Here is a 24005-nt window from a genome sequence, read left to right as displayed (position 1 = left end):
TTGCTCGCGATGGCGCCGGGTCAGCTTGCATCAATGCTGAATATCGGACCGCTTTCGCGAGCAAGCTCGCTCCCACAGGGTTCTGCGTCGTTTGTTATTTGAAGGCCAATGCCTCTGGCACATCGACATCCCACGTCACGCCAGGGTCATCCACCGGCACCTCGACCACTTGCGCCCCGGCAAACAATGCCTTGGCACCGCGATCTCCAGTCAGTGCCATCAGTCTTGGGCCAAACGCACGGCCGAATCCCACCGGATGCCCGTATTCGCCGGAGAGGACCGGCACACTGATGCCATCCTCGCGAATCCTCGCCGCCACCTGCTCGATAGTCGACGGCAGGATGAAAGGCATATCACCCAGTACCATCAACCAGCCAGCAAGGTCCGGGCAAGCCTGGACACCGGCCGCGATGCTGTCCCCCAGACCGGGAGAGTCCAGCGCCACGAAATCGCAGCCATAGGCTTGGGCCATGCGGATGGCTTGCGGACGATCCTGGCTCGTCACCAGGACGCGCTTTTGCAGGGAGGCAGGCAAGTTCACCAGCACCTGCTCGATCACCGAACGGACGGCACCGTCCCGCCCGGTGCAATCGGCCAGCAACTTATCCTTGTCGGGGCCGGCCACCTGACGGAAACGACTGCCCGATCCGGCCGCGAGAATGATCACGCCTATCGACTCGCTCATACGCCCTCCTCCCCCGCGGCTTACAACGGCTTTTTCTGCCGCAGTTCAACGCCATTCTTGATGGCCACGATCTCGGCCAGCAACGACAAGGCGATTTCCGCCGGGGTGTGGCTGCCGATGTGCAGGCCGATGGGTCCATGCAAGCGTTCAATGGCCTGTGCTGACAAGCCTAGCTGAGCCAGGTTCTCCCGGCGCTTCTGGCTGTTGACTCGCGAGCCCAGGGCGCCGACATAAAAGGCCTTGGAGTCCAGGGCCGTGAGCAGCGCCATGTCATCCAGGCGTGGATCATGGGTCAGCGCCACAATGGCGGTGCGCTCGTCGGTCTGGATGCTCAACACGGCTTCGTCGGGCATCCCCGAGACGAAGCGGCCATGCTGCTCTTCCCAACCATAGACAAACTCCTTGCGCGGATCGCAAATCAGCACTTCGAAGTCCAGCAACCGGGCCATTTCCGCCACGTAGCGCGACAGTTGCCCGGCGCCGATCAGCAACAGCCGCCAACGTGGGCCGTATATGGCCCGCAGGACCTGTCCATCGAACACCAGGGCGTCGGTTTTGCTGGCCGGGGTCAGGACCACGTTGCCGCTGGCGACTGTCAGCTCCCGGGCGACAATCTCATGGGCTTCGCAACGTTCCAGCAATTGCGCGACCCAGTGTGGATCGCCCACCCGCTCTTCGGTCAGGCGCAGGGTGCCGCCGCACGGCAGGCCGAAGCGCGCCGCTTCTTCGCGGGTGACGCCATAGGTGATCAGTTGCACCGGCGGACCGTCCGCCGGAATCCGACCGTCGTGCAGCCGGGCGATCAGGTCATCCTCGACACAACCACCCGACACCGAACCAATCACCACGCCATCTTCGCGCAGGGCCAGCATCGCCCCCGGCGGCCTTGGCGCTGTGCCCCAGGTCTGGACCACAGTGAACAGCACCACCCGCTGCCCGGCACGGCGCCACTCGAGCACACTGCGCAGGACGTTCAGATCAACGCTGTCCATCAGGCCTTCGCCTGCTGCCAGCCTTGCAGCTGATAGCGCACAGGCAGGCTACGAATACGCTTGCCAGTGGCGGCGAAAATCGCGTTGCACAGCGCAGGCGCAATCGGTGGCACACCCGGCTCGCCGACACCGCCCAACGGCACCTCACCCGGCGGCGTGACCAAGTGCACGGCCACTTCCTTGGGCGCCAGGGACATGCGCGCCACCTCGTACATGTGGAAATTGTCCTGCTGCACCTTTCCATCCTTGAAACTGATTTCCCCCACCATGGCATTGCCTAGCCCCATGACGCAGGCGCCCTCGAACTGGGAACGGATGCGCTCGGGGTTGATCTGCGGACCGCAATCCACGGCGATGTCCGCCTTGTGCACGATCACCGTGCCGTCGTCCTTGACCTCTACTTCGATCACCGCCGCCACGTAAGTGACGAAGCTGTAGTGCACGGCCAAGCCCAGGCCACGGCCCTTGGGCAGTTCCCGGCCCCAACCGGCGGCCTTGGCAGCGGTTTCCAGCACCGTGCGGATCCGCGCGGTATCAATCGGATAGCGCTCGGGGGATTCGCCATAGTTCCACTCTTCGCTCAAGCTACGCGGATCGATCTTACGGTCCGGCCCGAGCAATTTGACCTGGTACTTCAGCGGATCCTGGCCGGCCTTGTGGGCCAATTCGTCGATGAAACTCTGGATCGCGAAACCATGGGGGATGTTCGACACCGAGCGATACCAACCCACCCGGGCATGGGCCACCGCTTCGGGATTCTCCAGGCGCAGGTTCGGGATGGCATAAGCCATGTTGGTCACGCCCATGCCTATTTCGAACGGCGCCTCGTGGGTCATGCCCGGCGCAAACAGTGCGGTGATGCTCGGGGCCACGGTGCGGTGCAACCAGCCGGACGGCATACCGTCCTGGTTCAGGCCGGCCTTGAGGTATTCGGCCGATACCGTGTGGAAATACGAGTGATGGATGTCGTCTTCACGGGTCCATTGCACCCGTATTGCCTGGCCGGGAAATTCCTTGGCGAGCACGGCCGCTTCGACGACAAAGTCGGGTTTGGACTTGCGTCCGAAACCGCCGCCCAACAACGTGATGTTCACCGTGACCTTCTCGAAAGGAATGCCCAGGCGTTCAGCGACACGTTCACGGGTCACCTGCGGGGCCTGGCTCGGTGCCCAGGCCTCGCATTGGCCGTCCTTGAACCGGGCGACGGCAACCATCGGTTCCATCGGTGATTGGGACAGGTGCGGCAAGTAATACGATGCTTCCAACGTCGAATCAGCCTTGGCCAGTGCATCGTCGAGATCGCCGCTGCTGCGCACGACTTTTCCGGGCTTGAGGGCCGCCGCTTCCAGCTCCTTGCGATAGGCAATGGAGTCATAACCGGCATTCGGGCCGTCGTCCCATTGGATTTTCAACGCTTCGCGGCCCTTGATCGCCGCCCAGGTGTTCTTCGCCACCACCGCCACGCCGCCCAACGGTTGGAATTCCGAGGGCAGCGGGCGCCCTTCGATCTGCACCACCTTGACCACGCCCGGTACTTTCAGCGCGGCGCTGCTGTCCACGCTCTTGACCTTGCCACCATAGACCGGCGGACGCGCGATGACGGCATAGAGCATGCCGTCGAAATGCACATCGGCACCAAACACGGCACGACCGTTGACGATGTCTGCGCCATCGATGGCCCGGCTCGCCTCCTTGCCGATGTAGCGGAATTCCGATGGCTGCTTGAGGCGCAGGCTGCCACGGCTCGGCACCGCCAGGGCACTGGCGGCGGCGGCCAATTCGCCATAACCCAGTTCACGCCCCGAAGGCTGGTGCAGCACCTTGTGCAGCTGGGCATGGCATTCATCCACCGGCACCTTCCACTGCGCGGCGGCGGCCAGTTCCAACATGGTCCGGGCGGCAGCACCGCAACGGCGCATCGGCTCGTACCAATGACGCATGCTGCGTGAACCGTCGGTGTCCTGGTTGCCGAAACGCGCCTCATCGGCCGGCGCCTGTTGCACCTTCACTCGCGCCCAGTCGGCCTCCAGCTCATCGGCCACGACCATGCTCAGGCTGGTACGCACACCCTGCCCCATTTCCGAACGGTTGCAGATCACGGTCACGCTGCCATCGGTGGCAATGCTGACGTACACCTTCGGGTCGTCAACCGCGCCATGGGGCATGCCCTCGGCGCCGAATTTCTTTTCCTCGGCAAAGGCCTCCGGCAGCCCCCACGTGGCCGCCAGTACCAGCACACCGGCGGCACTCGCGCCTTTGAGGAAGCCGCGACGGCTGAGGTTGCTCAGGACAAAATCATCGGGCAAGCGGCTCATGCCTTGACCTCCTTCAGGTGAGTGGAGGCCTGGCGGATCGCGGTCTTGATCCGGTTGTAGGTGCCGCAACGGCAGATGTTGCCGACCATGGCTTCTTCGATCTGCTCATCACTCGGGTTGGGGTTGGTCTTGAGCAAGGCGGTCGCCGACATGATCTGCCCGCCCTGGCAGTAACCGCACTGGGCCACTGCCGTGTCGAGCCAGGCCTTCTGGACGATTTGCCCAACCGGATCGACATGAAGTTCGTCTATGGTGCTGACATTTTGCCCATTCACAGAACCGATTGGCGTAATGCAACTGCGCGCCGGGGCGCCGTCGATATGGATGGTGCACGCACCGCACAAGCCCATGCCGCAGCCGAATTTGGTGCCGTTGTAACCGGCCACATCCCGGATAGCCCACAGCAGCGGCATGTCCTCGGTCACATCCAGTTGATGGTCTTTTCCATTGAGTTTCAGGGTAATCATGGGCACGCCCGCATAGTTATCGAGTTATGGGGTCGAGCAATCTGCCGCTGGGTTGACGGTTCGGTTGTCGCAGACTGACTCAGGCTGATCGGGCTCTCTTATGCATGCGCACGCAGGCGTCTGCATCGGGCCTTTAGGATGCGATGGTCGCATCGTTAGGAGGCTAAATTAACCCAGGATCACGCAAAACGCCCTGCACAATCCTGCACAAATGATCGTGCGCAAGGTGTGCAGGGCGTTTTTCCAGGTGATCGGGCAAGCGCGGTTCAGTACCGATTGGGTTCCATTTCCAGCTCGACCTGGAAACGCTCGGCAATGTCTTTCTGGATGCGCAGGGCCAAGTCCAGAAGTTGCGGGCCCGTGGCGTTGCCGTAGTTGACCAACACCAACGCCTGCAACTTGTGCACCCCGGCATCACCTTCGCGAAAGCCCTTCCAGCCGGCCCGTTCGATCAACCAGCCGGCGGCGATTTTCATCTGTCCTTCAGGCTGCGGATAAGCCACCAGGTCAGGGTATTGCAGTTTGAGGTGCGCTACGTGCGTAGCCGGCACCAGCGGGTTCTTGAAGAAGCTGCCGGCATTGCCCAGCACGGCCGGGTCCGGGAGTTTTTCGCTGCGGATGCTGCAAATGGCCCGGCTCACGTCGGTGGGTGTCGCCTGCTCGATGCCCTGCTCGGTCAATCGCTGGCGAACCGGACCGTACTCCAGATGCAAGTGTGCGGCGCGACTGAGGGCGAAGCGCACCCGCAGGATCAACCAGCGACCCGCTTGCTGTTTGAACAGGCTGTCGCGATAAGCGAACCGACAGTCTTCAAGGCTGAAATCGCGCAGCTCGCCGGTCTGGCGATCCAGCGCGGTGAGGCCGGCGAAGACGTCCTTGATCTCCACACCGTAGGCGCCGATGTTTTGCATCGGTGCCGCGCCCACAGTGCCGGGGATCAGACTGAGGTTCTCCAATCCGGACCAGCCCTGCGCCAACGTGTGCTGGACGAACGGGTGCCAGGGCTCCCCTGCTTCGGCTTCGACCACTACGCGTTCGCCGTCATCGCTGAGCAGGCGAATACCGTGGCTGGCCATGCGCAGCACCAGCGCGTCGATGTCGCCGGTCAGCAACAGGTTGCTGCCGCCCCCTATTACCAACAATGGCACGGCATGTTCGGCGGCATAAGCCAACGCCTCGCGAACATCACCATCGCTATGGGCTTCGGCGAACAACCGGGCAGTGACGTCCACCCCGAAACTGTTGAAGGGCTTGAGGCTGACGCCCGCCCGCACCTGCAAGGTCATAACCGCCCCTTCAATTCGATCACCAGGCGATCGGTAGCGCGCTCGATCAGGTCCAGCACTTGTTCGAAGCCTTGTTCGCCGTCGTAGTACGGGTCCGGCACATCGTCGAGTTCAGCTTCGTAGCGCCGCAGGAACAGGTCCAGCTCGGCCTTGCCATTGGCCGGTTGCAAGGCCTTGAGGTGGCGCAGGTTGCTGCTGTCCATCGCCAGGATCAGGTCATAGGCGGCGAAATCAGCGCGGGTCACCTGTTGCGCACGCTGGGCCGACAAGTCGTAGCCACGCTTCAGGGCCGCCGCCTGGCTGCGCTTGTCCGGAGCCTTGCCGACGTGCCAGTCACCGGTGCCGGCGGAAGCGACTTCCACCTGCCCGGCCAACCCGGCCTCACGCAACTTGTGGCGCAGGATGCCTTCGGCGGTGGGCGAGCGGCAGATATTGCCGAGGCAGACAAACAGGACCCGCATCAAGCCTCCAGCAGGCGACGAACGCGCTCGAGGTCTTCGGCGGTGTCCACGCCGGTCGGCGGGGCGATCAGCGCATCGGCGACGTGGATCCGCACGCCGTGCCACAGGGCACGCAGCTGTTCCAGGGCTTCAGTGTTTTCCAGCCAGCACGGGCCCCAGGCGACGAAGTCCTGGAGGAAGCCGGCGCGGTAGGCATAGATGCCGATGTGGCGGCGGTATGGCACGCCTTCCGGCATCACGTCACGGCTTTGGGCAAATGCGTCCCGCGCCCAGGGCAACGTCGCGCGGCTGAAGGTCAACGCCAGGCCATTGAGGTCACTGACCACCTTGACCACGTTGGGATTGAACAAGGTCTGCACATCCTCGATCGGCTCGGCCAGGGTGGCCATGCGCGCCTCGGTGTGGGCCGCGAGGTTGGCGGCGACCTGATCGATAACGCTCGGCGGGATCAACGGCTCGTCGCCTTGCACATTGACCACGATAGCGTCGGCGGCAAGACCGAGCTTCGCCGCGACCTCCGCCAGGCGGTCAGTGCCGGAATTATGGTCTTCACGCGTCAGGACGACTTCGGCGCCAAAGCCTTTGCAGGCCTCGACGATGCGCGCATCGTCAGTCGCCACCACCACACGCTGGGCGCTGCTTTTGCAGGCCTGCTCCCAGACATGCTGAATCATCGGCTTGCCGGCAATCGACAGCAACGGCTTGCCGGGCAGGCGCGTCGAAGCGAAACGCGACGGAATGACAACGGTAAAGGCTGCGGTCATTTATCCAGGCGCTCGTCGGTGGTCAGGGTGCGGGCTTCGCTTTCGAGCATCACCGGGATGCCATCGCGAATCGGGTAGGCCAGGCCGGCCCCCTTGCTGATCAGTTCGGTCTTGTCGGCGCTGAGCTTGAGCGGGCCTTTGCAGACCGGGCAGGCCAGAATATCGAGCAATTTGGTGTCCATGGAATTCCCCTGGATAAAAGGTTTTAAGGCAAAAGCCGATCCGGCAACAGGCGTATCAACTGCGTATCGAACCAGGCCGCGAAAGCCGGTGACGGCGCGGCGTCTACCGCCAGGTACCACCAGTCGGGTGCGGCGAAGGCACGGCATTTGACGGCGTCCTTTTCCGTCATGACCACCGGCAGCGATGGCGTGAAACTCAAGGCCTGGGCGCTGTATTCGGCGTGGTCGGCAAACCCATGCGGTATTGGCCGCCAGTGTAGCGTTTCGAGGGTCTTGAAGAAACGCTGGGGATTGCCGATGCCGGCCACGGCATGCAGGGCCTGGCCGGGTGGAAAATGGTCGAGGGAACGCCGCTCGCCGCTGGCCAGGTTCACCAGCGCGGTGGGGCGCAATTGGAAGGCGAAACCGTCTTCACGGTCGGCACTGGCGCCGTTGTACAGCACCGCGTCGACCGATTGCAGGCGCTCGACCGGCTCGCGCAACGGCCCTGCAGGCAGACAACGGCGATTGCCCAAGCCGCGGGCGTTGTCTATCAACACCAGCTCGAGGTCCCGGGCCATCCGATAATGCTGCATGCCGTCGTCGGACAGGATCAGGTCCAGTGGTTCGGCCTCCAGCAGCGCCTGGATCGCGCGACTGCGATCAGGGTCGATCATCAACGGCACACCTGTGCGCTGGACGATCAACAGTGGCTCATCACCCGCGATGTCGGCGCCCTGCTCGGCCGCGACCCGCCACGGCAGCTGCGGCGGCTTGGCGCCGTAACCCCGGCTGACCACGCCGACCCGCAGGCCACTGCGCTGGCAGTGCTGGATCAGCCACAGGATCAACGGTGTCTTGCCAGTGCCACCCACGGTGATATTGCCCACCACCACCAACGGCACGGGGGGCTGGTAGATGTGGCCTTCGCCCGCCAGGAAACGCTCGCGCTTGCCCACCACCACCCGTCGGTACAACCACTCCAGCGGCCGCAACAACGTCAGGGCCGGGTGACCTTCGTACCACGCGGCAAGCAATCGATCGGACATGGCCATCAGGGTGCGGGGGCCGCCTCGACCGTGGTCATGCGCAGATGGCTGAAACCGAGCTTGCCGGCCGCGTCCATGGCGGTGATCACCGATTGATGAGGGGTCTTGCCGTCGGCGCTGATGGACAGCGGCAGGTTGGTGTCGCCGCCGGATTCTTTCTGCAGGGCCTCGATCAGGCTCGCCAGGTCGCTCTTGGGCAGCAACTGGTTGTTCACCGAGAACGTCCCTTCGGCGCTGATGGTGATTTCCAGATTCTTCAGTTGCTGGTCTTCGGCCGGCGAGCCGCTGACGGCCTGTGGCAATTCAACCTTGAGCTGGGTTTCCCGGGTGAACGTGGTGGTCACGACGAAAAACAGCAGCAGGATGAACACCACGTCGATCAGCGATGCAAGGTTGATCTCGATGTTTTCCCGTGGCTTGCGGCGGAATTTCACTTCTTGCCCCCAGCCAGGTCCACGTCACGGTCACCTTGCACCACCTCGACCAGCTTGATCGCTTCCTGCTCCATACCGACCACCAACTCGTCGACACGGCGTTGCAGGAACCGATGGAAGAACACGGCCGGAATACCCACCATCAGGCCGGCGGCGGTGGTGATCAAAGCCTTGGAAATGCCCCCCGCCAGTACTGCGGCGTTAGCGGTCATGCCGGAGCCGGTAAACGCACTGAAGATGTCGATCATGCCCAGCACCGTACCCAGCAGGCCCAGCAGCGGGGACATGGCGGCGATGGTGCCCAGGGTACTGATATAGCGCTCCAGTTCGTGGATGACCCGGGCGGCAGCTTCCTCGATGCACTCCTTCATGATCTCGCGACCATGCTTGGAGTTCGCCAGGCCGGCGGCGAGGACTTCCCCCAAGGGGGAACTGGCCCGCAGCTCCTTGAGCTTGTCCTTGTTCAGTTGCTTGTCCTTGATCCAGACCCAGACCTGCCCGAGCAGATGCTCCGGGGTCACGCGGCTGGCCCGCAGGGTCCACAGGCGTTCGGCAACGATACCCAGTGCCACGATGGAACTCAGAATGATCGGCAACATCATCCAGCCGCCGGATTTGACCAATTCCCACACAGTGACTGCCCCCTCGAAAAAGTGCGCCACTTTATCACACCGACTCGCCTTGCAGACCCGCCCCACCGATAAGCGCATCAGCCGATTGCGCTGGATCAATATTGCCCCGGTGCCCCGACTGCTGGCGGATCACGCCAGTATCGGCGATGCCCGGCCTCGGTACGCGGCCGCTCGAAAGCGCCCAGTTGCAGACGAATGGCGCCCTGCTCGGCACTGTCGTATATCGTCAGGCCCGAGCGCCGATACCGGGCCATCACCTGGGGATGAGGGTGGCCGAACGCGTTGCCCTGCCCTCGGGAGATCAATACCGAATGCGGCTTGAGGCGCGACAGCAACGCCATCGACGACGAACTGCGGCTACCGTGGTGCGGCGCGGCCAGCCACTGGATCGGCGCCGCCAGGGCTTCGTCGAGCAAGGCGCGCTCGGCATGCGTGTCGATATCGCCGGTCAGCAGCAGGCGTTCACCACCGGCCTCCACCAGCAAGACGCAGGACTTCTGGTTGCTCTCGACAGCAGAGGCCCACCGCCACAGTTCGAACCCGACCCCGTCCCATTCCCAGCGCCTGCCACTGTCGCAAGGCCCGGCCAGCAGCTCGGCGGGAAGCGCGTCGGGATCGCCGCTGATCACCTCCAGCGTCGGCAGCCCCTTGCGCACGGCGCGGGCACCGCCAGCGTGATCGGCGTCGGCGTGGCTGAGCAACATCAGGTCCAAGCTGCGCACACCCAGTTTGCGCAAGGTCGGCAGTACGACCCGCTCGCCCGCGTCAGCCTCGCCAAAGCGCGGTCCGGCGTCGTAAAGCAGGGTGTGCCGCCGGGTCCGCACCAGCACCGCCAGCCCTTGGCCCACGTCCAGTTGCCAGATCTCGGCGTGCCCTTGCGGCAGGTGTTCTTGCGGTGGAAAGACCATCAGCAACACCATCGGCCAGCCCAGTACACGTTGCGGCACACCTTTGGGCAACAGCAGCAAAAAAGCACCGAGGACGGCGATAGCCAAGGCCCAGGGCGGGACCGCAGCAGGGACCCAGGCCGGCATCCGTCCGGCAACCAGCGTCAGCCCCTTGAACAGCAGATCCAACAGTCCGCCGGCGATCCACAGCAGGCCTTCGCCCATGAACGGCACCGGCAACAATGCAGTGCCAAGCAGCGCTGGGGGCAATACCAACAGGCTGATCCAGGGCACCGCGAGCAAGTTCACCAACGGCCCGCTGAGGCTGACCGGCAAGCCCACGATCAACAACAACGGACACAGGCCAAGCGCAACCAGCCACTGGGCACGGGTCCAGGTTTGCCACCAGCGCCAGGGCCCCAGGCGGGCGCCAAAGGTGAACATCAATATGGCCACGGCTGCAAACGACAACCAGAACCCTGGCCGCAAGCTGGCAAGCGGGTCGAACACCAGCACCCCGACGAAGGCCAGCAGCCATGCCCACCACGGATCTGGCTGCTTGAAACGCAAGCGCCACAGCAACACCAGGCCAATCATCGCGCAGGCCCGCCGCACCGGCACCTCGAAGCCGGCGAGCAAGCCGTAGCCCAGGGCGGCGCAAAAGGCCAGCGCACAGGCCCAAGGCAACCACGCCAGCCCCGCCGGCCACAGGCCATAACGCGCCGCTCCGGCCACCAACAGGTACACCAGGCCGGCAAGCAGGCCGATGTGCTGCCCGGAGATCACCAGCAAGTGGACGGTGCCGGTGTCTTGCAGCACCTGCCAATCCTCGCGACTCAGCCCGCCGCCGTCGCCCAGGACCAAGGCCGCCAGCGCGCCGGAGCGGCCATGGGCGTCAACCTGTGCCAACGCCTGGCGCACCTCGTCACGCCAGGCACCCCGGGCCGCGTGCAGGAGATGCCCGTCCTTGACGGAACCGGTCGCACCAACGCCGCGGCTCAACAACCAGGCGGCATAGTCGAAGCCGTGCGGGTTCAACAACCCGGCGGGCCGCTTGAGCTTTACTGCCAATCGCCATCGTTCGCCGCTGTTTACAGGCGGCCCCCCGAACCAGGCGAGGCGCATCGCCGTCGGTAGACGGGTATGGCGCGAATGCACATCGGCCAGTTCGAAGCGCACCACGCCTTCGCCCTGTTGCGGCAAGCCGACCACTCGTCCCTCGACCCAGCGGGTTTCGCCGTCGAGCGCGATGGGCAACCGATCGTCCAGCGCAAACTGCGCCGACAGGCAGGCCCAGGCCAGCCCGAACAGGAAAAAACCCAGAGGATAGGTTCGAAACGGCAACGCCATCAGCGCCAGCACCGGCATGGCTGCAATCAGCCATAACGGCGGCAGTGCCGGCAAAAAAATCGGGGCCAACAACCCCAGTGCAAGCGCGACTAACCCTGTGCGCATAACCCGTCCTTGAGAGTGCCCTCTTCAGGCATAGACGGTCCACGGCACCGCTGGCGTTATCAATTGTCACAAAGTCTGAATCTGCCAGCCGTAGAATCCAGACATACTTGCGGCCTTACTGCGTTGAACCGACCGAGAAGCCTTATGCCCCGGCGCCTATTCAAACGTTACATGCCAGACCCAGAGAGCATTCGGGAACATAAGTCCTTACGTTTTCTCGGCACGCTGCTGCACGATCCCAACCTTTGGCACCTCAATCGGCACTCTGTCGCCCGGGCGATGGCTGTTGGCCTGTTTGCCGCGTTCTTGCCAATCCCGCTGCAGATGTTGCTGGCCGCCGCATTGGCCGTCACGGTGCGCGGCAATATGCCGATTGCGGTGAGCCTGGTGTGGCTGACCAATCCGATCACCATGCCGGCGGTGTTTTTCTGCACCTATCAGACCGGCGCCTGGCTGATGGACGTGCCCGCCCGGACGCTGCCCGATGAGCTGACCTGGGAATGGATCAGTGGCCAGTTGTCCACCTTGTGGCAGCCGTTCCTGCTGGGCTCGGTGGTGACCGGCCTGGTACTCGGCGCCCTCGCCTACTTCGTCACCATGAGTTACTGGCGCTGGTGGGTGGCCCGACAGTGGCGGCGGCGCAAGAAAAGCCGGATGTGAGACGCAAAAAGGCCTCCCGGGAAGGGTCATGCTGTTCACTTAAGGCAATCGACAACCCCGTGGCGAGGGAGCTTGCTCCCGCTGGGCCGCGGAGCGGCCCCAAACCTGCCGAATGTGGAGTATCAGACACACCGCACCCGCCGATTTACGACTGCTTCGCAGCCGAGCGGGAGCAAGCTCCCTCGCCACAGGTCCATCATTTTCTTGACTGAACCGCTTGCCTGGGAATGGAGGCCTTTTTTGGGGTGTTCGTACTGGTGCTATCGCGAGCAGGCTCGCCCCCCACAAGGAATGTTAGGTACGCATCCCGCGGCCGCTGACCAACAACCGTGCGCAACCGATGTAAAGCACCACGGTCGCCACCAGCATGAAGGTGATCGCGATGCTGATCTTGATGTCCGACACCCCGAGAATGCCATAGCGAAAGGCGTTGACCATGTGCAGCACCGGGTTGGCCAGGGACACGGTCTGCCAGAACGGCGGCAGCAGGGAGATCGAGTAGAACACCCCGCCCAGGTAAGTCAGCGGCGTGAGCACGAACGTCGGGATGATGGAGATGTCATCGAAGTTGCGCGCAAACACGGCATTGATGAACCCCAGCAGCGAAAAGATCGTGGCCGTGAGCACCACCACCAATACCGTCACGCCCAGGTGATGCACCTGCAAATGGGTGAAGAACAACGACAGCAGGGTCACGATCAGGCCCACCGCCAGGCCGCGCAGGACACCGCCCAAGGTGTAGCCGATGAGGATCGTATGGGGCGACACCGGCGAGACCATCAGTTCTTCGATCGAACGCTGGAACTTGCTGCCGAAGAAACTCGACACCACGTTGCCGTAGGAGTTGGTGATCACCGACATCATGATCAGCCCCGGCACGATGTAGTCCATGTACGTGAAGCCACCCATGTCGCCGATCTGCCGGCCGATCAGATTACCGAAGATCACGAAGTACAAGACCATGGTGATGGCCGGTGGCAGCAGCGTCTGCGGCCAGATCCGCATGAAACGCCGGACTTCACGGTAAACGATGGTATTGAGGGCGATGAGGTTGGGGCGCAGTTCGGAACTCATGCTCATACCGCCACCTTCGCCAGATTTTTCTCCACCAGGGACACGAACAACTCCTCGAGGCGATTGGTTTTATTGCGCAGGCTCTGCACTTCAATGTTCTGCAGGGCCAGTTGGGCGAACAGCCCGGTGATACCCACGGCTTTGTCGACCTGGACTTCCAGGGTGTGGCTGTCTACCAGGCGGGCCGGATAACCCATGAGCTGGGGCGCCGTCGTCAGGTCGTTTTTCAGGTCCAGCAGGAAGGTTTCCACATGCAGTTGGCTGAGCAACTGGCGCATGCTGGTGTTCTCGACGATGGTGCCGTGGTCGATGATGCCGATGTTGCGGCACAACTGCTCAGCCTCTTCCAGGTAATGGGTGGTGAGGATGATGGTGATGCCTTTCTGGTTCAGCTCGGTGAGGAAGGTCCACATCGAACGACGCAGTTCGATGTCCACGCCGGCAGTCGGTTCGTCGAGGATCAGCAGGCGCGGCTCATGCACCAGTGCGCGGGCAATCATCAGGCGACGCTTCATGCCGCCGGACAATGAACGGGACGGCACGTCGCGTTTATCCCACAGGCCCAGTTGGGTCAGGTACTGCTCGGCGCGCTCGTTGGCGATCTTCGGCGGAATGCCGTAGTAACCGGCCTGGGTCACGACGATGTCGAAGGTCTTTTCGAACTGGTTGAAGTTGAATTCCTGGGGCACCACGCCAATGCAGCGCTTGAGGGCGGCAGGCTCGCGGTCCAGGTCATGACCGAACACGTTCACCGTGCCGCTGGTCTTGTTCACCAAGGTGGAAAGAATGCCGATGGTGGTGGATTTGCCGGCACCGTTCGGGCCGAGCAAGGCGAAAAAGTCACCTTCGGCGACATCCAGATCGATACCACTCAAGGCCTGGAAACCGTTGCCGTAAGTTTTGGTTAGCTGCCGGATGGACAGAGCGGAACTCATATCGGATTACGCACCAAGAAGGGAGGGAAGAAAAGACTAGATAAGGGCGGGCGGCGAGCAATGCAACCACGGCGCACGAACGCAATGGTGCTTGGCGTCGCCGCACAAGTACAGTCAAGTGTGTCGATAGTAAGTATTAAGTCAACGCGGTCATGACAGCTTTGCGGTAGGCCGGACGCTGCTGCAATCGCGCGTACCAGGCCTGCACGGCAGGTAGCTCGGCGCGCTGGATGGGCATCTCGAACCAGGCATAAATGAAACTGCCCAGGGGAATGTCGCCCATGCCGATTTCATCACCCGACAGGTAGGGCTGCTCACTCAAGGTGCGCTCGACCATGGCCAGCAAATCGTCGCACTCCTTGATCGCCGCATTGATGGCCGTCCAATCCTGTTGCTCGGCCGGGGTGCGCAAGACGCCCCAGAACACCGTGCGAAACGGTGCGGCAAAACTGGAGGTGGTCCAATCCATCCATTTTTCAGCCTGGGCCCGTGCCTGTACGTCAGCGGGATACCAGGCCGAACCCGACGCATGGCGAGCAGCCAGGTAACGCACAATCGTGTTGGACTCCCAAAGCACGAAGCCGTCGTCCTCGATCATCGGCACCCGACCATTGGGGTTTTTCGCACGGTACTCGGGCGTATCCACCACACCGAATGCCCCGCCCGCATCAATGGCCTCGTAGGCCAGCCCCAACTCTTCTGCGCACCACAACGCCTTGCGCACATTCGATGAATTTTTCCGGCCCCATATCTTCAGCATCACGGCGTCCCTCGATGGATAAATGCCGCAGCAGCATACGCCGGATCAGACACGACTCAAATCACCCTGCATGTCGCCGAGCAAGCGCGGCACCTGCGCGCCGAACAGGTGCGGGTAGCATTTTTCCAGGTGCTCGAAGAAGAACGCTTCGGGCACATCGGCGAACTGGCCGTGGTCGGTGATGTACTCCATCAGCTTTGCCCCTTGCCGATTGAACGGGTGGAACACGCTGTCATGGCGACCGTCGAACTCCAGCGGGGCCACGTCGAACAACTCGCACAGCCCCTGGTTGAATGCCGGCGTGGCCTTGACCCAGCGGTCATTCAGGTACAGCTCGGTATAACCGTGCATGGCGAACACGTCGCTCCTGAGCAATTCCAGCAAGCGCGGCGTAGACAGGTGATTGCGCACATCCGCCAGGCCGATGCGCGCCGGGATGCCGCAATGCCGGGCGCAACCGGCCAGCAAGGTGGCCTTGGGCACGCAATAGCTTTCGCCTGCAGCCAGCGCGTAACTGCCACGCAGGGTCGCCGGGTCGCGACTGAAGGTGTAGGGGTTGTAGCGCACCGCCTCGCGCACGGCGTAATACAGGCTGACCGCCTGGGCCTGCGGGTCGCGCTCGGCGCCGCGGTGGGTTTCGGTAAAGTCGATGACCGCGGGGTGATCGCTGTCGATGAAGGGGCCGGGGTTCAGGTATTGCTGCATATAAGGAAAGACCTCTCGGGAAACATCACCGCAGGTAATGCCGAACCAGGTCCTTGTGGCGAGGGAGCTTGCTCCCGCTCGGTTGCGCAGCAACCGTAAAAGTTGGGGGCCGCTACGCAGCCCAGCGGGAGCAAGTTCCCTCGCCACAACAGTGGTTGGCGAACTGGCATCGGGAACCACGAGTTTATCCACCGCCCCGGCCCAGCGATAACGGCATTCCGGCCAAACAATGGCGTTTTCTCACCTTGTTAACGAACGATTTCCCACGGCTGTTGCCAACCAGACTGGCGCAATGCACCCAGGGTTTCCCACGAAATCAATCACATCGCGCTGACCGCCGGTTTTGCAGATGCCGTCTAAGCTCTGAAGGTCGGTTTTGCCTTGGTTCACGGAGGATTACATATGCTGTTGTTGTGGATACTGGTCCTGGTCGTCGGGATCGCCTGGCTGGCGCATCGGCGCACCGACCCGCTGCCCGCGCTGGGTATCGTCGCGGTCTATCTGTTGGCCATGGGCATTTTCAGCCATGCGCCCGGCTGGCTGCTGCTGATCCTCTGGGTGGCACTCGCAGCCGTCGCGGCCCCGCTGCTGCTACCGGACCTGCGCCGCCGGTACTTCAGTGCGCCGATGTTCGACTGGTTCCAGAAAACCCTGCCGCCCATGTCCGAGACCGAGCGCGACGCCATCGACGCCGGCACGGTGTGGTGGGACGGCGAACTGTTCAGCGGCCGCCCGGACTGGGACTTGCTGCTGGCCTACCCCAAGGTGCAACTCACCGAGGAGGAGCAGGCGTTCCTCGACGGCCCCACCGAAGCCCTCTGCGCAATGGTCAGCGACTGGCAGATCGGCCAGGCCATGGACCTGCCGCCTGAAGCCTGGGCCCATATCAAGGAGCACGGGTTCTTCGCGTTGATCATTCCCAAGGAATACGGCGGCAAGGGCTTCTCCGCCTATGCCCACTCCCAGGTGGCAATGAAACTGGCCACGCGCAGCGGCGACCTGGCCTCCACCGTGATGGTCCCCAATTCCCTCGGCCCGGCGGAACTGCTCCTGCACTACGGCACTGATGAGCAACGCGACCATTACCTGCCGCGACTGGCCCGTGGCGACGACATTCCCTGCTTCGCCCTGACCGGGCCGCTGGCCGGCTCCGACGCCGGGGCGATGCCCGACACTGGCGTCATCTGCAAGGGTGAATGGGAGGGCCAGGAAACATTGGGCCTGCGCCTGAACTGGGAAAAGCGCTACATCACCCTCGGTCCGGTAGCCACCCTCCTGGGCCTGGCCTTCAAGGCGTATGACCCCGACCACCTGCTGGGTGAGCAAGAAGACCTGGGCATCAGCCTCGCCTTGATTCCCACCGACACCCCTGGCGTGCATATCGGCCGCCGTCACCTGCCCCTTGGCGCCGCGTTCATGAACGGGCCGAACTGGGGCAAGGACGTGTTCATCCCGCTGGACTTCCTCATTGGTGGCCAGGACATGCTCGGCAAGGGCTGGATGATGCTGATGAACTGTCTGTCGGTCGGACGCTCGATTTCCCTGCCGGCGGTGGGCACCGGTGCTGCGAAGTTCACCAGCCTGGTAACGGGCCAGTACGCCCAGGTGCGCGAGCAATTCAACGTACCGTTGTCGGCGTTCGAAGGTATCCAGGAAGCCATGGCGCGCATCGGTGGCAACGCCTGGATGATGGATGCCGCACGCATGCTGACCGCCAACGCCGTGGACCTGGGGGAAAAGCCTTCGGTGCTGTCGGCCATTCTCAAGTACCACCTGACCGAACGCGGTCGCGAGTGCATCAGCCACGCCATGGACGTGCATGGCGGCAAGGGCATCATCATGGGCCCGAACAATTACCTGGGTCGCAGTTGGCAAGGTGCGCCGATCTTCATCACGGTCGAAGGCGCGAACATCCTGTCGCGCAACCTGATGATCTTTGGCCAGGGCGCCATTCGCTGCCATCCGTTCGTGCTCAAGGAAATGGCCCTGGCAAGCCGTGAGGACAAGGACCAGGCGCTGGTCGAGTTCGACGCCTTATTGCTCAAGCACATTGGTTTTGCCGTGAGTAACGCCGCCAGCACCCTGGTGCTCAACCTCGGCCTGGGGCATTTCGAGAAGGCCCCCGGCAATGCCTTGAGCCAGGGTTATTTTCGCGCCCTCAACCGGCAGGCGGCGGCGTTCGCCCTGCTGGCGGACCTGAGCATGATGCTGCTGGGGGGTGAACTCAAACGCCGGGAACGCTTGTCGGCCCGCCTGGGCGACGTATTGAGCAACCTGTACCTGGCCTCCGCAGCGCTCAAGCGCTATCACGACCTGGACTCGCCGGACCACATGACACCGCTGTTCACCTGGGCCATGGAGGAAAGCCTGGGCCAGTCGGAGCGTGCGCTGGATGAACTGCTGAGCAACTTCCCGAACCGGGTGCTGGGTTGCCTGTTGCGCCTGGTGGTGTTCCCCTTCGGTCGGCGTCACAAGGGCCCGAGCGACAGGCTCGACGCCGAGGTGGCGGCGGTCATCGGCCGGCCCAAGGGTGATCCGACCCTCGAAGAGCTGCTGCAGGGCTGCTATCGCCCGCAATCGATCGACGACCCGGTGGGCGCCCTGCAACACGCTGCCGACCTGCTGGCCGCCGCTCATCCGCTGCACAAGAAACTGCACGTCGCGCTCAAGCAGGGTCAGCTCAACCCAGCGCCGGGCGAACCCCTCATCGACGCAGCCCTGGAAGCGGGTGTGCTGCAAGCCGGTGAAGCGCAGACCTTGCGCGCGGCCGAGGCGGCGCGGCGCAAAGTCATCGACGTGGATGATTTCGACAAGGAGCAATTGACACTCGCCGAAGCCAAAGTGCGCTGAGCGGACAGCGTTTCAACCCCAGTGCCAAGGGGTTGTACCTTCGTGGCGAGGGAGCTTGCTCCCGCTCGGTTGCGCAGCAACCGCAAAAGCCGGGAGCCGCTACGCAGCCCAGCGGGAGCAAGCTCCCTCGCCACGAAGGCTGACTCTCATCAGCCCGATCCGCTCAAGCGTATGAAACTGCGCGCAGGCCCTTTATACTCCTGCGCCCGTTTTGCTCTTGAGGACTTATCTCGTGTCCAATGTCGTTGCCGATCACCTTGTCTTGCTTGACCACTTGCGCAGCATTCTGGTCGCCGTGGGTGAGGCCGAACAGGTGCCCGAAGAAAGCCACGCCCTGTTTCTGGAGCGCTTCGACGAGTTGCGCGCGCAACTGCCCGTCGACCCGATCGAAAGCCAGTACCTGGGCCAGGACCTCCTGTGCCAAGTGATCGTCCGTTATCCACAAATCGCCCACCTGGTGCCTCGCGACCTGCTCTGGTACTTCGCCGGCGACTGCCTGCACTACATGCCCGACGAAGAAATCGCCCTGTACCAGGCCCTGGAGGAGCGTCGTTTCGAAGCCGAGCAAAACGACGAGCCTTTCGACTGGAACCAGGAAAAGCAATTGCTGGCGATGTCGGACCAGGACAGCAAGCACTGATTGCGATCCGTCATGAAAGGCCCGCACGGTTAACCCTGCGGGCCTTTTTTATAGTATCGACCAGGCGGTCGCCATCGCGAGCAGGCTCGCGATGGGGCCGGTCAAAACAATCCATCACTCTCAGGCAACTCATAACCCGTCGCGACCTTGCTGGAACCACTCCCGCCGCCCACCGTGCTCAAAGTCGGTTCCTTCTCCAGACACGCCACCAGATAATCAATGAACACCCGCAACTTGGGCGGCAGGTAGCGGGTCGGTGAATGCAGCAACCACAAGCCACCGTGGTAGGAAGCCAGGAACGTCCAGTCGGCCAATACCTGTACGATCAAGCCTTGCTCCAAGGCATGACGGGCGGTGAAGTACGGCAGGCTGCCAATGCCGATGTGCTGCAAGACGGCCCCCAACCGCACGCCCGTGTGATTGGCCGCGTAGCGTCCGCGCACGCTGACGGTAACGGACTTGCTGCCTTTCTTGAATTTCCAGCGCGCATCGTTCGGGGTTGCCCCCAGGTAAATGCAGCTGTGCTCCAACAGGTCATGAGGATGCGTGGGCGTACCGTGTTCAGCCAGGTACTGCGGCGTGGCGCAGAGCAGGTGATCAATGGTCAGCAACTGACGCCCCACCAGCCCGACCGGAGGTTGATCGGTAATCCGGATGGCCAGGTCGACGTGATCATCGATCAGGTCGACCTGCCGATCCTCCAGGAACAGCTCCACATCGACCTTCGGATAACGACGCAAGAATTCGGGCATGTGCGGATGAATCACGAAACGCCCCACCGCCTTGGGTACGCTGATGCGGATGCGACCTTCAGCCTCCTGAGTGAACTGCCCGCTGATTTCCATCACCGACCGAGCGGCGGCGACCATTTCCTGACAGCGCTTGAACACCTCTTCCCCACCATCGCTCAAACGCAACTTGCGGGTGGTGCGTTGCAACAAACGGGTCGCCAGGGCTTTCTCCAAGCGAGAAATACTGCGGCTGATGGCCGACGGTGATGAACCTGACTGGCGGGCCGCCTCGGAGAAACTGCCGGTCTCCACGACCTTGACGAAGATGGCCATTTCGGCCAGCAACGGCAACGGTAGATTTGTGCTCATGGCGCAACAGTCCTTTGAAATTTGAACGGATTATCACCCTTTTACGCCCTACCTATAATCCCGTCACAATTTCTGATGTGGATATGGCACATGACGCTTCGCCTCTTTTTCCATAGCGATGACCTCAAGGCCAACGTGGAAGTCCTGGATTGCAGCCCCCGGGAACATGAGTTTGCCGTGGTGCTGCACGCCACGCTGTTCCATCCCCAGGGTGGCGGTCAGCCCTGCGACACCGGATGGATCGGCGAAAGCCAGGTGCTACGCGTGGTCCAGGAAGGGCCACAGATCGTCCATTACGTCGACAGTCCGGTGGCCTTGGGCACCGCCGCGATCCGCGTGGATGCGCAGCGTCGACAGTTGAATGCGCGCCTGCACTCGGCTGGGCATCTGATCGGCCATTTCGCCGAGACCCGCGGCTGGACGCCGATCAAGGCCCATCACTGGCCCGGTGAAAGCCGCGTACAGTTCCAGCCAAGGGTAAATCCCCAGGAACTGGACATCTCGATGATCCAGCAAGGCATCGACGAATGGATTGCCAACGACCTGCCGCGCCTGATCACGTTACGCGAAGGCCTGCGCGAAGTCGGTTTCGGTGAACTGCCCGCCTACGGTTGCGGCGGCACTCACGTGCAGCACCTGCAGGAACTGGGAACAGTCACCATCGCCTCGCTTTCGCAAAAGAAAGGAATCCTGTCAGTGCATTACCACGTGGCCTGATATCCGCCAGCCCCTGCGACCAGCAATGGCTCGCAGGTCTCGCCTCCCCCGTCAGACCTGGCTCCTGCAAATCCCTTTCACAGCACAAAAAGACAGATTATTGACGCCCATTTGTGCGATTTTTTCCCTTCCGTCACTTTTTAGTCATTTTTTTATTTAAGGCGTGGCGCTTTGCCATGCTTGAACTACCGTCAAACAGAAGCGATGACAGGGTCGGCAAAACGCTCCCTGAAGCGAACTGATCGACACCGTCATCGCCTTCGAAAATCCCGGAGCTCCCGGGTACCGAAAAGTCGTTTGCAAGCAGCCTGTCGTTCAGTCAGGCCGGTGAAATGCGCCCGTTTGTTGGTAAGCGACGAGGCCTGAAACCGGAATCAATGAACAGTCAGGTTAGATGGAAAGGGGTAGCCCGGGCCTCTTAAGTGATCCGAGGCAAATAGACAAGCCTAGGGATGGCCTCTTCATCGAGGATCACTTCATGACCCATCGTACTGCTCCCGTTCTAAAACATTTCCTTCATGGCCTGTTCTGGATGGGTCTTGGCTTGGATGCGGCCCAGGCCGCAGCGGCAAATTGTTCGCAACTGGACAATTTGCCGGCAACCTTCGAGGTCGGCCAAGGGCTCCAGAGCGAACTGCGCATTCTCGCCCCCGTGACGAAGTTGGCAGTCGGCGACCCGAAAATTGCCGATGTGCAGCCCAGTGGCAGCGATGCCTTTATTCTCACGGGCCTGGCACCCGGCGCCACCAGCCTGATGGTCTGGACCGACTGTTCGAAGATACCGCGCCAGAGCATGATCTTTGTCAAAGGCCGGGCCACCGAGGCGCTGACCGGCGCTGCGAGCATACCGTCCGAAGATCCGATGCTGCTCGCCCAGGTGCAGACCGACATTCGTTTCGTTGAAGTCAGCCGGACCAAACTCAAGGAAGCCTCGACATCGATTTTTGGCAGCCGTGGCAACTTCCTGTTCGGCTCGCCGAGAACCTTGCCCACTGTCGGCGGTATTGTCCGGCCTTCATTGCCGGTCAATAACGACATGTTCAACCTGTCCTTTGCCACCGGTAAGACCCTGTTGATGATCAACGCACTGGAAGGCAGCGGTTTCGCCTATACCCTGGCGCGGCCGAGCCTGGTGGCCCTCAGCGGGCAGAGTGCGAGCTTCCTGGCCGGCGGCGAAGTGCCGATCCCGGTGCCCAGTGCCGGTAGCGACAACGTGTCCATCGAGTACAAGGAATTCGGCATTCGCCTGACCCTGACCCCCACCGTCATCGGCAAGAATCGCATCGCACTGAAGGTGGCTCCGGAAGTCAGTGAGCTGGACTTCACCAACGCGGTGAACATCGCCGGGACCCTGGTGCCAGCACTCACGGTACGTCGTACCGACACCAGCATCGCCTTGGCCGATGGCGAAAGCTTCGTCATCAGCGGCCTGATCAGCACCCGCAACAGCTCCCAGGTGAACAAGTTTCCAGGGCTGGGCGATGTGCCGATTCTCGGCGCGTTCTTTCGTGACAACGCCATCAACCGCGAAGAGCGCGAACTGCTGATGATCGTCACGCCGCACCTGGTCCAACCGTTGGCCGCCGACGCGCAACTGCCAACATTGCCGGGCGAACAACTGCGCAATTACGACCCGAATTTCTACCGTATGTACTTCCTCGAACATGGCGAGTTCGACAACCGCAGCGGGCTTTCCCAATGAGCCGGCGCCTGGTGTGCAACGCGTACGACGTCCAACGGTTCGCCAAGGGGTATTCCATGAAAACAGTGATCGCATTAGCGGCGTCCTTGATGCTTGCCGGTTGTGCCAGCAGCGGCGTGGTGGCTTCACGCGCGACCGATTGCCCCAAGCCCGGAGCCGACCAGGAACTGGCCTTGAACATGGCCGAAGACATGGCCAACGAAGGTCGTTTGTACGCCAGCCTGGCGAACCTCGAACGCTTGCCCGAGGACTTGGTCCAGGTCCGCCTGCGCAAGGCTCGGGTGCTGCGCCTGATGGGCCGCAACGAGGCCGAACCGTTGTACAAAAGCCTGCTCGGGACATGCCTGGCCGCAGACGGTGAACATGGCCTTGGTCAATTGGCAGTCGCCAAAAATGACAATGCAGCCGCTACGCAATACCTCGAACGCGCAGCGAAAATGGCCCCGACCGAAGGCAAGATCCGCAACGACCTGGGTGTCGTCTACCTCAACCAACGACGCATTTCAGAAGCCCGCTTCGAGTTCATGACCGCCATGGAGCTCCAGCAGTCCGACACGCTGGCTGCGCTCAACATGGTGACCCTGCTGATCTACCAGGACAACTGGAAGCAGGCCGCCGAGCTCGCGAACATGGCCAAGCTGAGCCCCCAGCAAGTGGCAGATGCCCAAGCCCGTGCGGAAAAAATCAGGGGTTCGGCCACAAACACAATGACGTCACCCGCCAACCGCCCCACCGAGATCGTCGATGCCTCAACCGGCGCGGTCAAGTAGAGCGTTACGAGGAGTCCAAGAAATGATGACCAAACAATTGATGATCGTGTGCATGGTGACCCTTTCCAGCAGCGCCTGGGCCATTGACCCAGGCCCCTCTTCGGCCGCACAGCAAGGCACCGAGAACTGGATGCAACTGCAGATTCGTGGCGTGGTGGCCTCCACCAACCTGCAAACCGCCTCGGCCGCCGAACGCGAGATGGCCATGCAGCGTTGGCTCAACAGCTTCAACTACCCGATCCCGGAATTCTTTGACCAGGACTCGGCAGGAGAAATCACCAGTAGCAAATGAACCACGCAGGAAACGAAAAGATCGCAGCCCTCGACAGCGCCTACATTGATCCGATGTAGGAACTGCCGAGGGCTGCGGTCTTTTGGTCTTTCCTGCATGAACCGAACGCGCTTGGCAGAGGCTATGGCTTTATCTGGCCGGGCGTGACTTTTGGCTTTTTGGGTGTTCGAGCGGGTATCAGCATTCAGGCCATAACCCTTGTGGCGAGGGAG

24 protein-coding genes are annotated in these 24005 nt (G+C 62.3%); 7 read left to right on the top strand and 17 right to left on the bottom strand.

Going from position 1 to position 24005, the window contains the following annotated elements; translation table 11 throughout:
* Nucleotides 1-94 precede the first annotated feature (94 nt).
* The 12 genes from BLO97_RS27140 to BLO97_RS27085 all read right to left on the bottom strand — a co-directional run bounded on the left by BLO97_RS27140 (nucleotide 95) and on the right by BLO97_RS27085 (nucleotide 11588).
* Nucleotides 95-685: a nucleotidyltransferase family protein gene (locus BLO97_RS27140; protein WP_092150115.1), complete on the bottom strand. Its 591-nt coding sequence runs from the start codon at nucleotides 683-685 to the stop codon at nucleotides 95-97.
* Between the two features lie 20 nt (nucleotides 686-705).
* Nucleotides 706-1677: an XdhC family protein gene (locus BLO97_RS27135; RefSeq protein WP_092349085.1), complete on the bottom strand. Its 972-nt coding sequence runs from the start codon at nucleotides 1675-1677 to the stop codon at nucleotides 706-708.
* Nucleotides 1677-3992: a xanthine dehydrogenase family protein molybdopterin-binding subunit gene (locus BLO97_RS27130; protein WP_092349082.1), complete on the bottom strand. Its 2316-nt coding sequence runs from the start codon at nucleotides 3990-3992 to the stop codon at nucleotides 1677-1679. The genes BLO97_RS27135 and BLO97_RS27130 overlap by 1 nt, the downstream gene beginning before the upstream one ends.
* On the bottom strand, nucleotides 3989-4459 hold the full coding sequence (locus tag BLO97_RS27125; protein WP_092349079.1) for a (2Fe-2S)-binding protein: 471 nt from the start codon (nucleotides 4457-4459) through the stop codon (nucleotides 3989-3991). The genes BLO97_RS27130 and BLO97_RS27125 overlap by 4 nt, the downstream gene beginning before the upstream one ends.
* A 266-nt stretch (nucleotides 4460-4725) precedes the next feature.
* Entirely contained in the window at nucleotides 4726-5745 is a 1020-nt protein-coding gene (gene murB, locus BLO97_RS27120; protein ID WP_092150121.1) for a UDP-N-acetylmuramate dehydrogenase, read from the bottom strand.
* A complete protein-coding gene (locus BLO97_RS27115) occupies nucleotides 5742-6206 on the bottom strand; it encodes a low molecular weight protein-tyrosine-phosphatase (protein ID WP_072347151.1) in 465 nt (154 codons plus the stop codon). The genes murB and BLO97_RS27115 overlap by 4 nt, the downstream gene beginning before the upstream one ends.
* On the bottom strand, nucleotides 6206-6970 hold the full coding sequence (gene kdsB / locus BLO97_RS27110) for a 3-deoxy-manno-octulosonate cytidylyltransferase (RefSeq protein WP_053189634.1): 765 nt from the start codon (nucleotides 6968-6970) through the stop codon (nucleotides 6206-6208). Before kdsB ends, BLO97_RS27115 begins: the two co-directional genes overlap by 1 nt.
* Nucleotides 6967-7152, bottom strand: a complete 186-nt coding sequence (locus BLO97_RS27105; protein ID WP_003179363.1) for a Trm112 family protein — start codon at nucleotides 7150-7152, stop codon at nucleotides 6967-6969. The genes kdsB and BLO97_RS27105 overlap by 4 nt, the downstream gene beginning before the upstream one ends.
* Nucleotides 7153-7175: 23 nt before the next feature.
* Nucleotides 7176-8186: a tetraacyldisaccharide 4'-kinase gene (gene lpxK / locus BLO97_RS27100; RefSeq protein ID WP_092349076.1), complete on the bottom strand. Its 1011-nt coding sequence runs from the start codon at nucleotides 8184-8186 to the stop codon at nucleotides 7176-7178.
* Complete coding sequence (locus tag BLO97_RS27095; protein ID WP_092349073.1) at nucleotides 8186-8614, bottom strand: ExbD/TolR family protein; 429 nt, start codon at nucleotides 8612-8614, stop codon at nucleotides 8186-8188. The genes lpxK and BLO97_RS27095 overlap by 1 nt, the downstream gene beginning before the upstream one ends.
* Nucleotides 8611-9246: a MotA/TolQ/ExbB proton channel family protein gene (locus BLO97_RS27090; protein WP_170862036.1), complete on the bottom strand. Its 636-nt coding sequence runs from the start codon at nucleotides 9244-9246 to the stop codon at nucleotides 8611-8613. The genes BLO97_RS27095 and BLO97_RS27090 overlap by 4 nt, the downstream gene beginning before the upstream one ends.
* Nucleotides 9247-9341: 95 nt before the next feature.
* Nucleotides 9342-11588 carry a DNA internalization-related competence protein ComEC/Rec2 gene (locus tag BLO97_RS27085; protein ID WP_092349067.1) on the bottom strand — a complete coding sequence of 749 codons (2247 nt, stop codon included), beginning with the start codon at nucleotides 11586-11588 and terminating at the stop codon, nucleotides 9342-9344.
* A 144-nt stretch (nucleotides 11589-11732) separates the two neighbouring features.
* Between BLO97_RS27085 and BLO97_RS27080 the strand changes: the two genes are divergently transcribed.
* Nucleotides 11733-12248 (top strand): DUF2062 domain-containing protein, encoded by a 516-nt coding sequence (locus BLO97_RS27080; RefSeq protein ID WP_092150130.1) that lies wholly within the window; start codon nucleotides 11733-11735, stop codon nucleotides 12246-12248.
* Nucleotides 12249-12542: 294 nt separating this feature from the next.
* Here the strand turns inward: BLO97_RS27080 and BLO97_RS27075 are convergent, their stop codons facing one another.
* The 4 genes from BLO97_RS27075 to BLO97_RS27060 form a co-directional block, all read right to left on the bottom strand.
* Complete coding sequence (locus BLO97_RS27075; protein ID WP_072347169.1) at nucleotides 12543-13322, bottom strand: ABC transporter permease; 780 nt, start codon at nucleotides 13320-13322, stop codon at nucleotides 12543-12545.
* 2 nt (nucleotides 13323-13324) lie between these two features.
* On the bottom strand, nucleotides 13325-14257 hold the full coding sequence (locus tag BLO97_RS27070) for an ABC transporter ATP-binding protein (RefSeq protein ID WP_092349064.1): 933 nt from the start codon (nucleotides 14255-14257) through the stop codon (nucleotides 13325-13327).
* 136 nt (nucleotides 14258-14393) lie between these two features.
* Nucleotides 14394-15017, bottom strand: a complete 624-nt coding sequence (locus BLO97_RS27065; protein WP_092150139.1) for a glutathione S-transferase family protein — start codon at nucleotides 15015-15017, stop codon at nucleotides 14394-14396.
* 45 nt (nucleotides 15018-15062) lie between these two features.
* Nucleotides 15063-15722 carry a transglutaminase-like domain-containing protein gene (locus tag BLO97_RS27060; RefSeq protein ID WP_092349061.1) on the bottom strand — a complete coding sequence of 220 codons (660 nt, stop codon included), beginning with the start codon at nucleotides 15720-15722 and terminating at the stop codon, nucleotides 15063-15065.
* Between the two features lie 402 nt (nucleotides 15723-16124).
* On the opposite strand from BLO97_RS27060, the gene BLO97_RS27055 reads away from it, so the two are divergent.
* Both BLO97_RS27055 and BLO97_RS27050 read left to right on the top strand, forming a co-directional pair.
* The gene (locus BLO97_RS27055; RefSeq protein WP_092349058.1) at nucleotides 16125-18572 is read left to right on the top strand and encodes an acyl-CoA dehydrogenase; all 2448 of its coding nucleotides are present in this window, start codon (nucleotides 16125-16127) and stop codon (nucleotides 18570-18572) included.
* Nucleotides 18573-18804: 232 nt separating this feature from the next.
* On the top strand, nucleotides 18805-19212 hold the full coding sequence (locus BLO97_RS27050) for a PA2817 family protein (RefSeq protein WP_003204309.1): 408 nt from the start codon (nucleotides 18805-18807) through the stop codon (nucleotides 19210-19212).
* 101 nt (nucleotides 19213-19313) lie between these two features.
* Here the strand turns inward: BLO97_RS27050 and BLO97_RS27045 are convergent, their stop codons facing one another.
* Nucleotides 19314-20312, bottom strand: coding sequence for a LysR family transcriptional regulator (locus BLO97_RS27045; protein ID WP_092349055.1), 999 nt, complete (start codon nucleotides 20310-20312; stop codon nucleotides 19314-19316).
* Between the two features lie 90 nt (nucleotides 20313-20402).
* On the opposite strand from BLO97_RS27045, the gene BLO97_RS27040 reads away from it, so the two are divergent.
* The 4 genes from BLO97_RS27040 (at nucleotide 20403) to BLO97_RS27025 (ending at nucleotide 23793) form a co-directional block, all read left to right on the top strand.
* Nucleotides 20403-21029, top strand: a complete 627-nt coding sequence (locus BLO97_RS27040) for an alanyl-tRNA editing protein (RefSeq protein ID WP_092349052.1) — start codon at nucleotides 20403-20405, stop codon at nucleotides 21027-21029.
* A 478-nt stretch (nucleotides 21030-21507) separates the two neighbouring features.
* Nucleotides 21508-22731, top strand: a complete 1224-nt coding sequence (locus BLO97_RS27035) for a type II and III secretion system protein family protein (protein WP_063324894.1) — start codon at nucleotides 21508-21510, stop codon at nucleotides 22729-22731.
* 56 nt (nucleotides 22732-22787) lie between these two features.
* The gene (locus tag BLO97_RS27030; protein ID WP_092349104.1) at nucleotides 22788-23501 is read left to right on the top strand and encodes a tetratricopeptide repeat protein; all 714 of its coding nucleotides are present in this window, start codon (nucleotides 22788-22790) and stop codon (nucleotides 23499-23501) included.
* 22 nt (nucleotides 23502-23523) lie between these two features.
* Nucleotides 23524-23793, top strand: coding sequence for a DUF3613 domain-containing protein (locus BLO97_RS27025; protein ID WP_092349049.1), 270 nt, complete (start codon nucleotides 23524-23526; stop codon nucleotides 23791-23793).
* Nucleotides 23794-24005: the final 212 nt, after the last annotated feature.

Origin of the sequence: Pseudomonas sp. NFACC05-1 (assembly GCF_900100135.1) — a bacterium.
Classification (GTDB): Bacteria; Pseudomonadota; Gammaproteobacteria; order Pseudomonadales; family Pseudomonadaceae; genus Aquipseudomonas; species Aquipseudomonas fluorescens_Q.
The sequence above is the reverse complement of the archived record's forward strand: the minus strand, read 5'-3'. Positions and strand labels throughout refer to the sequence as shown.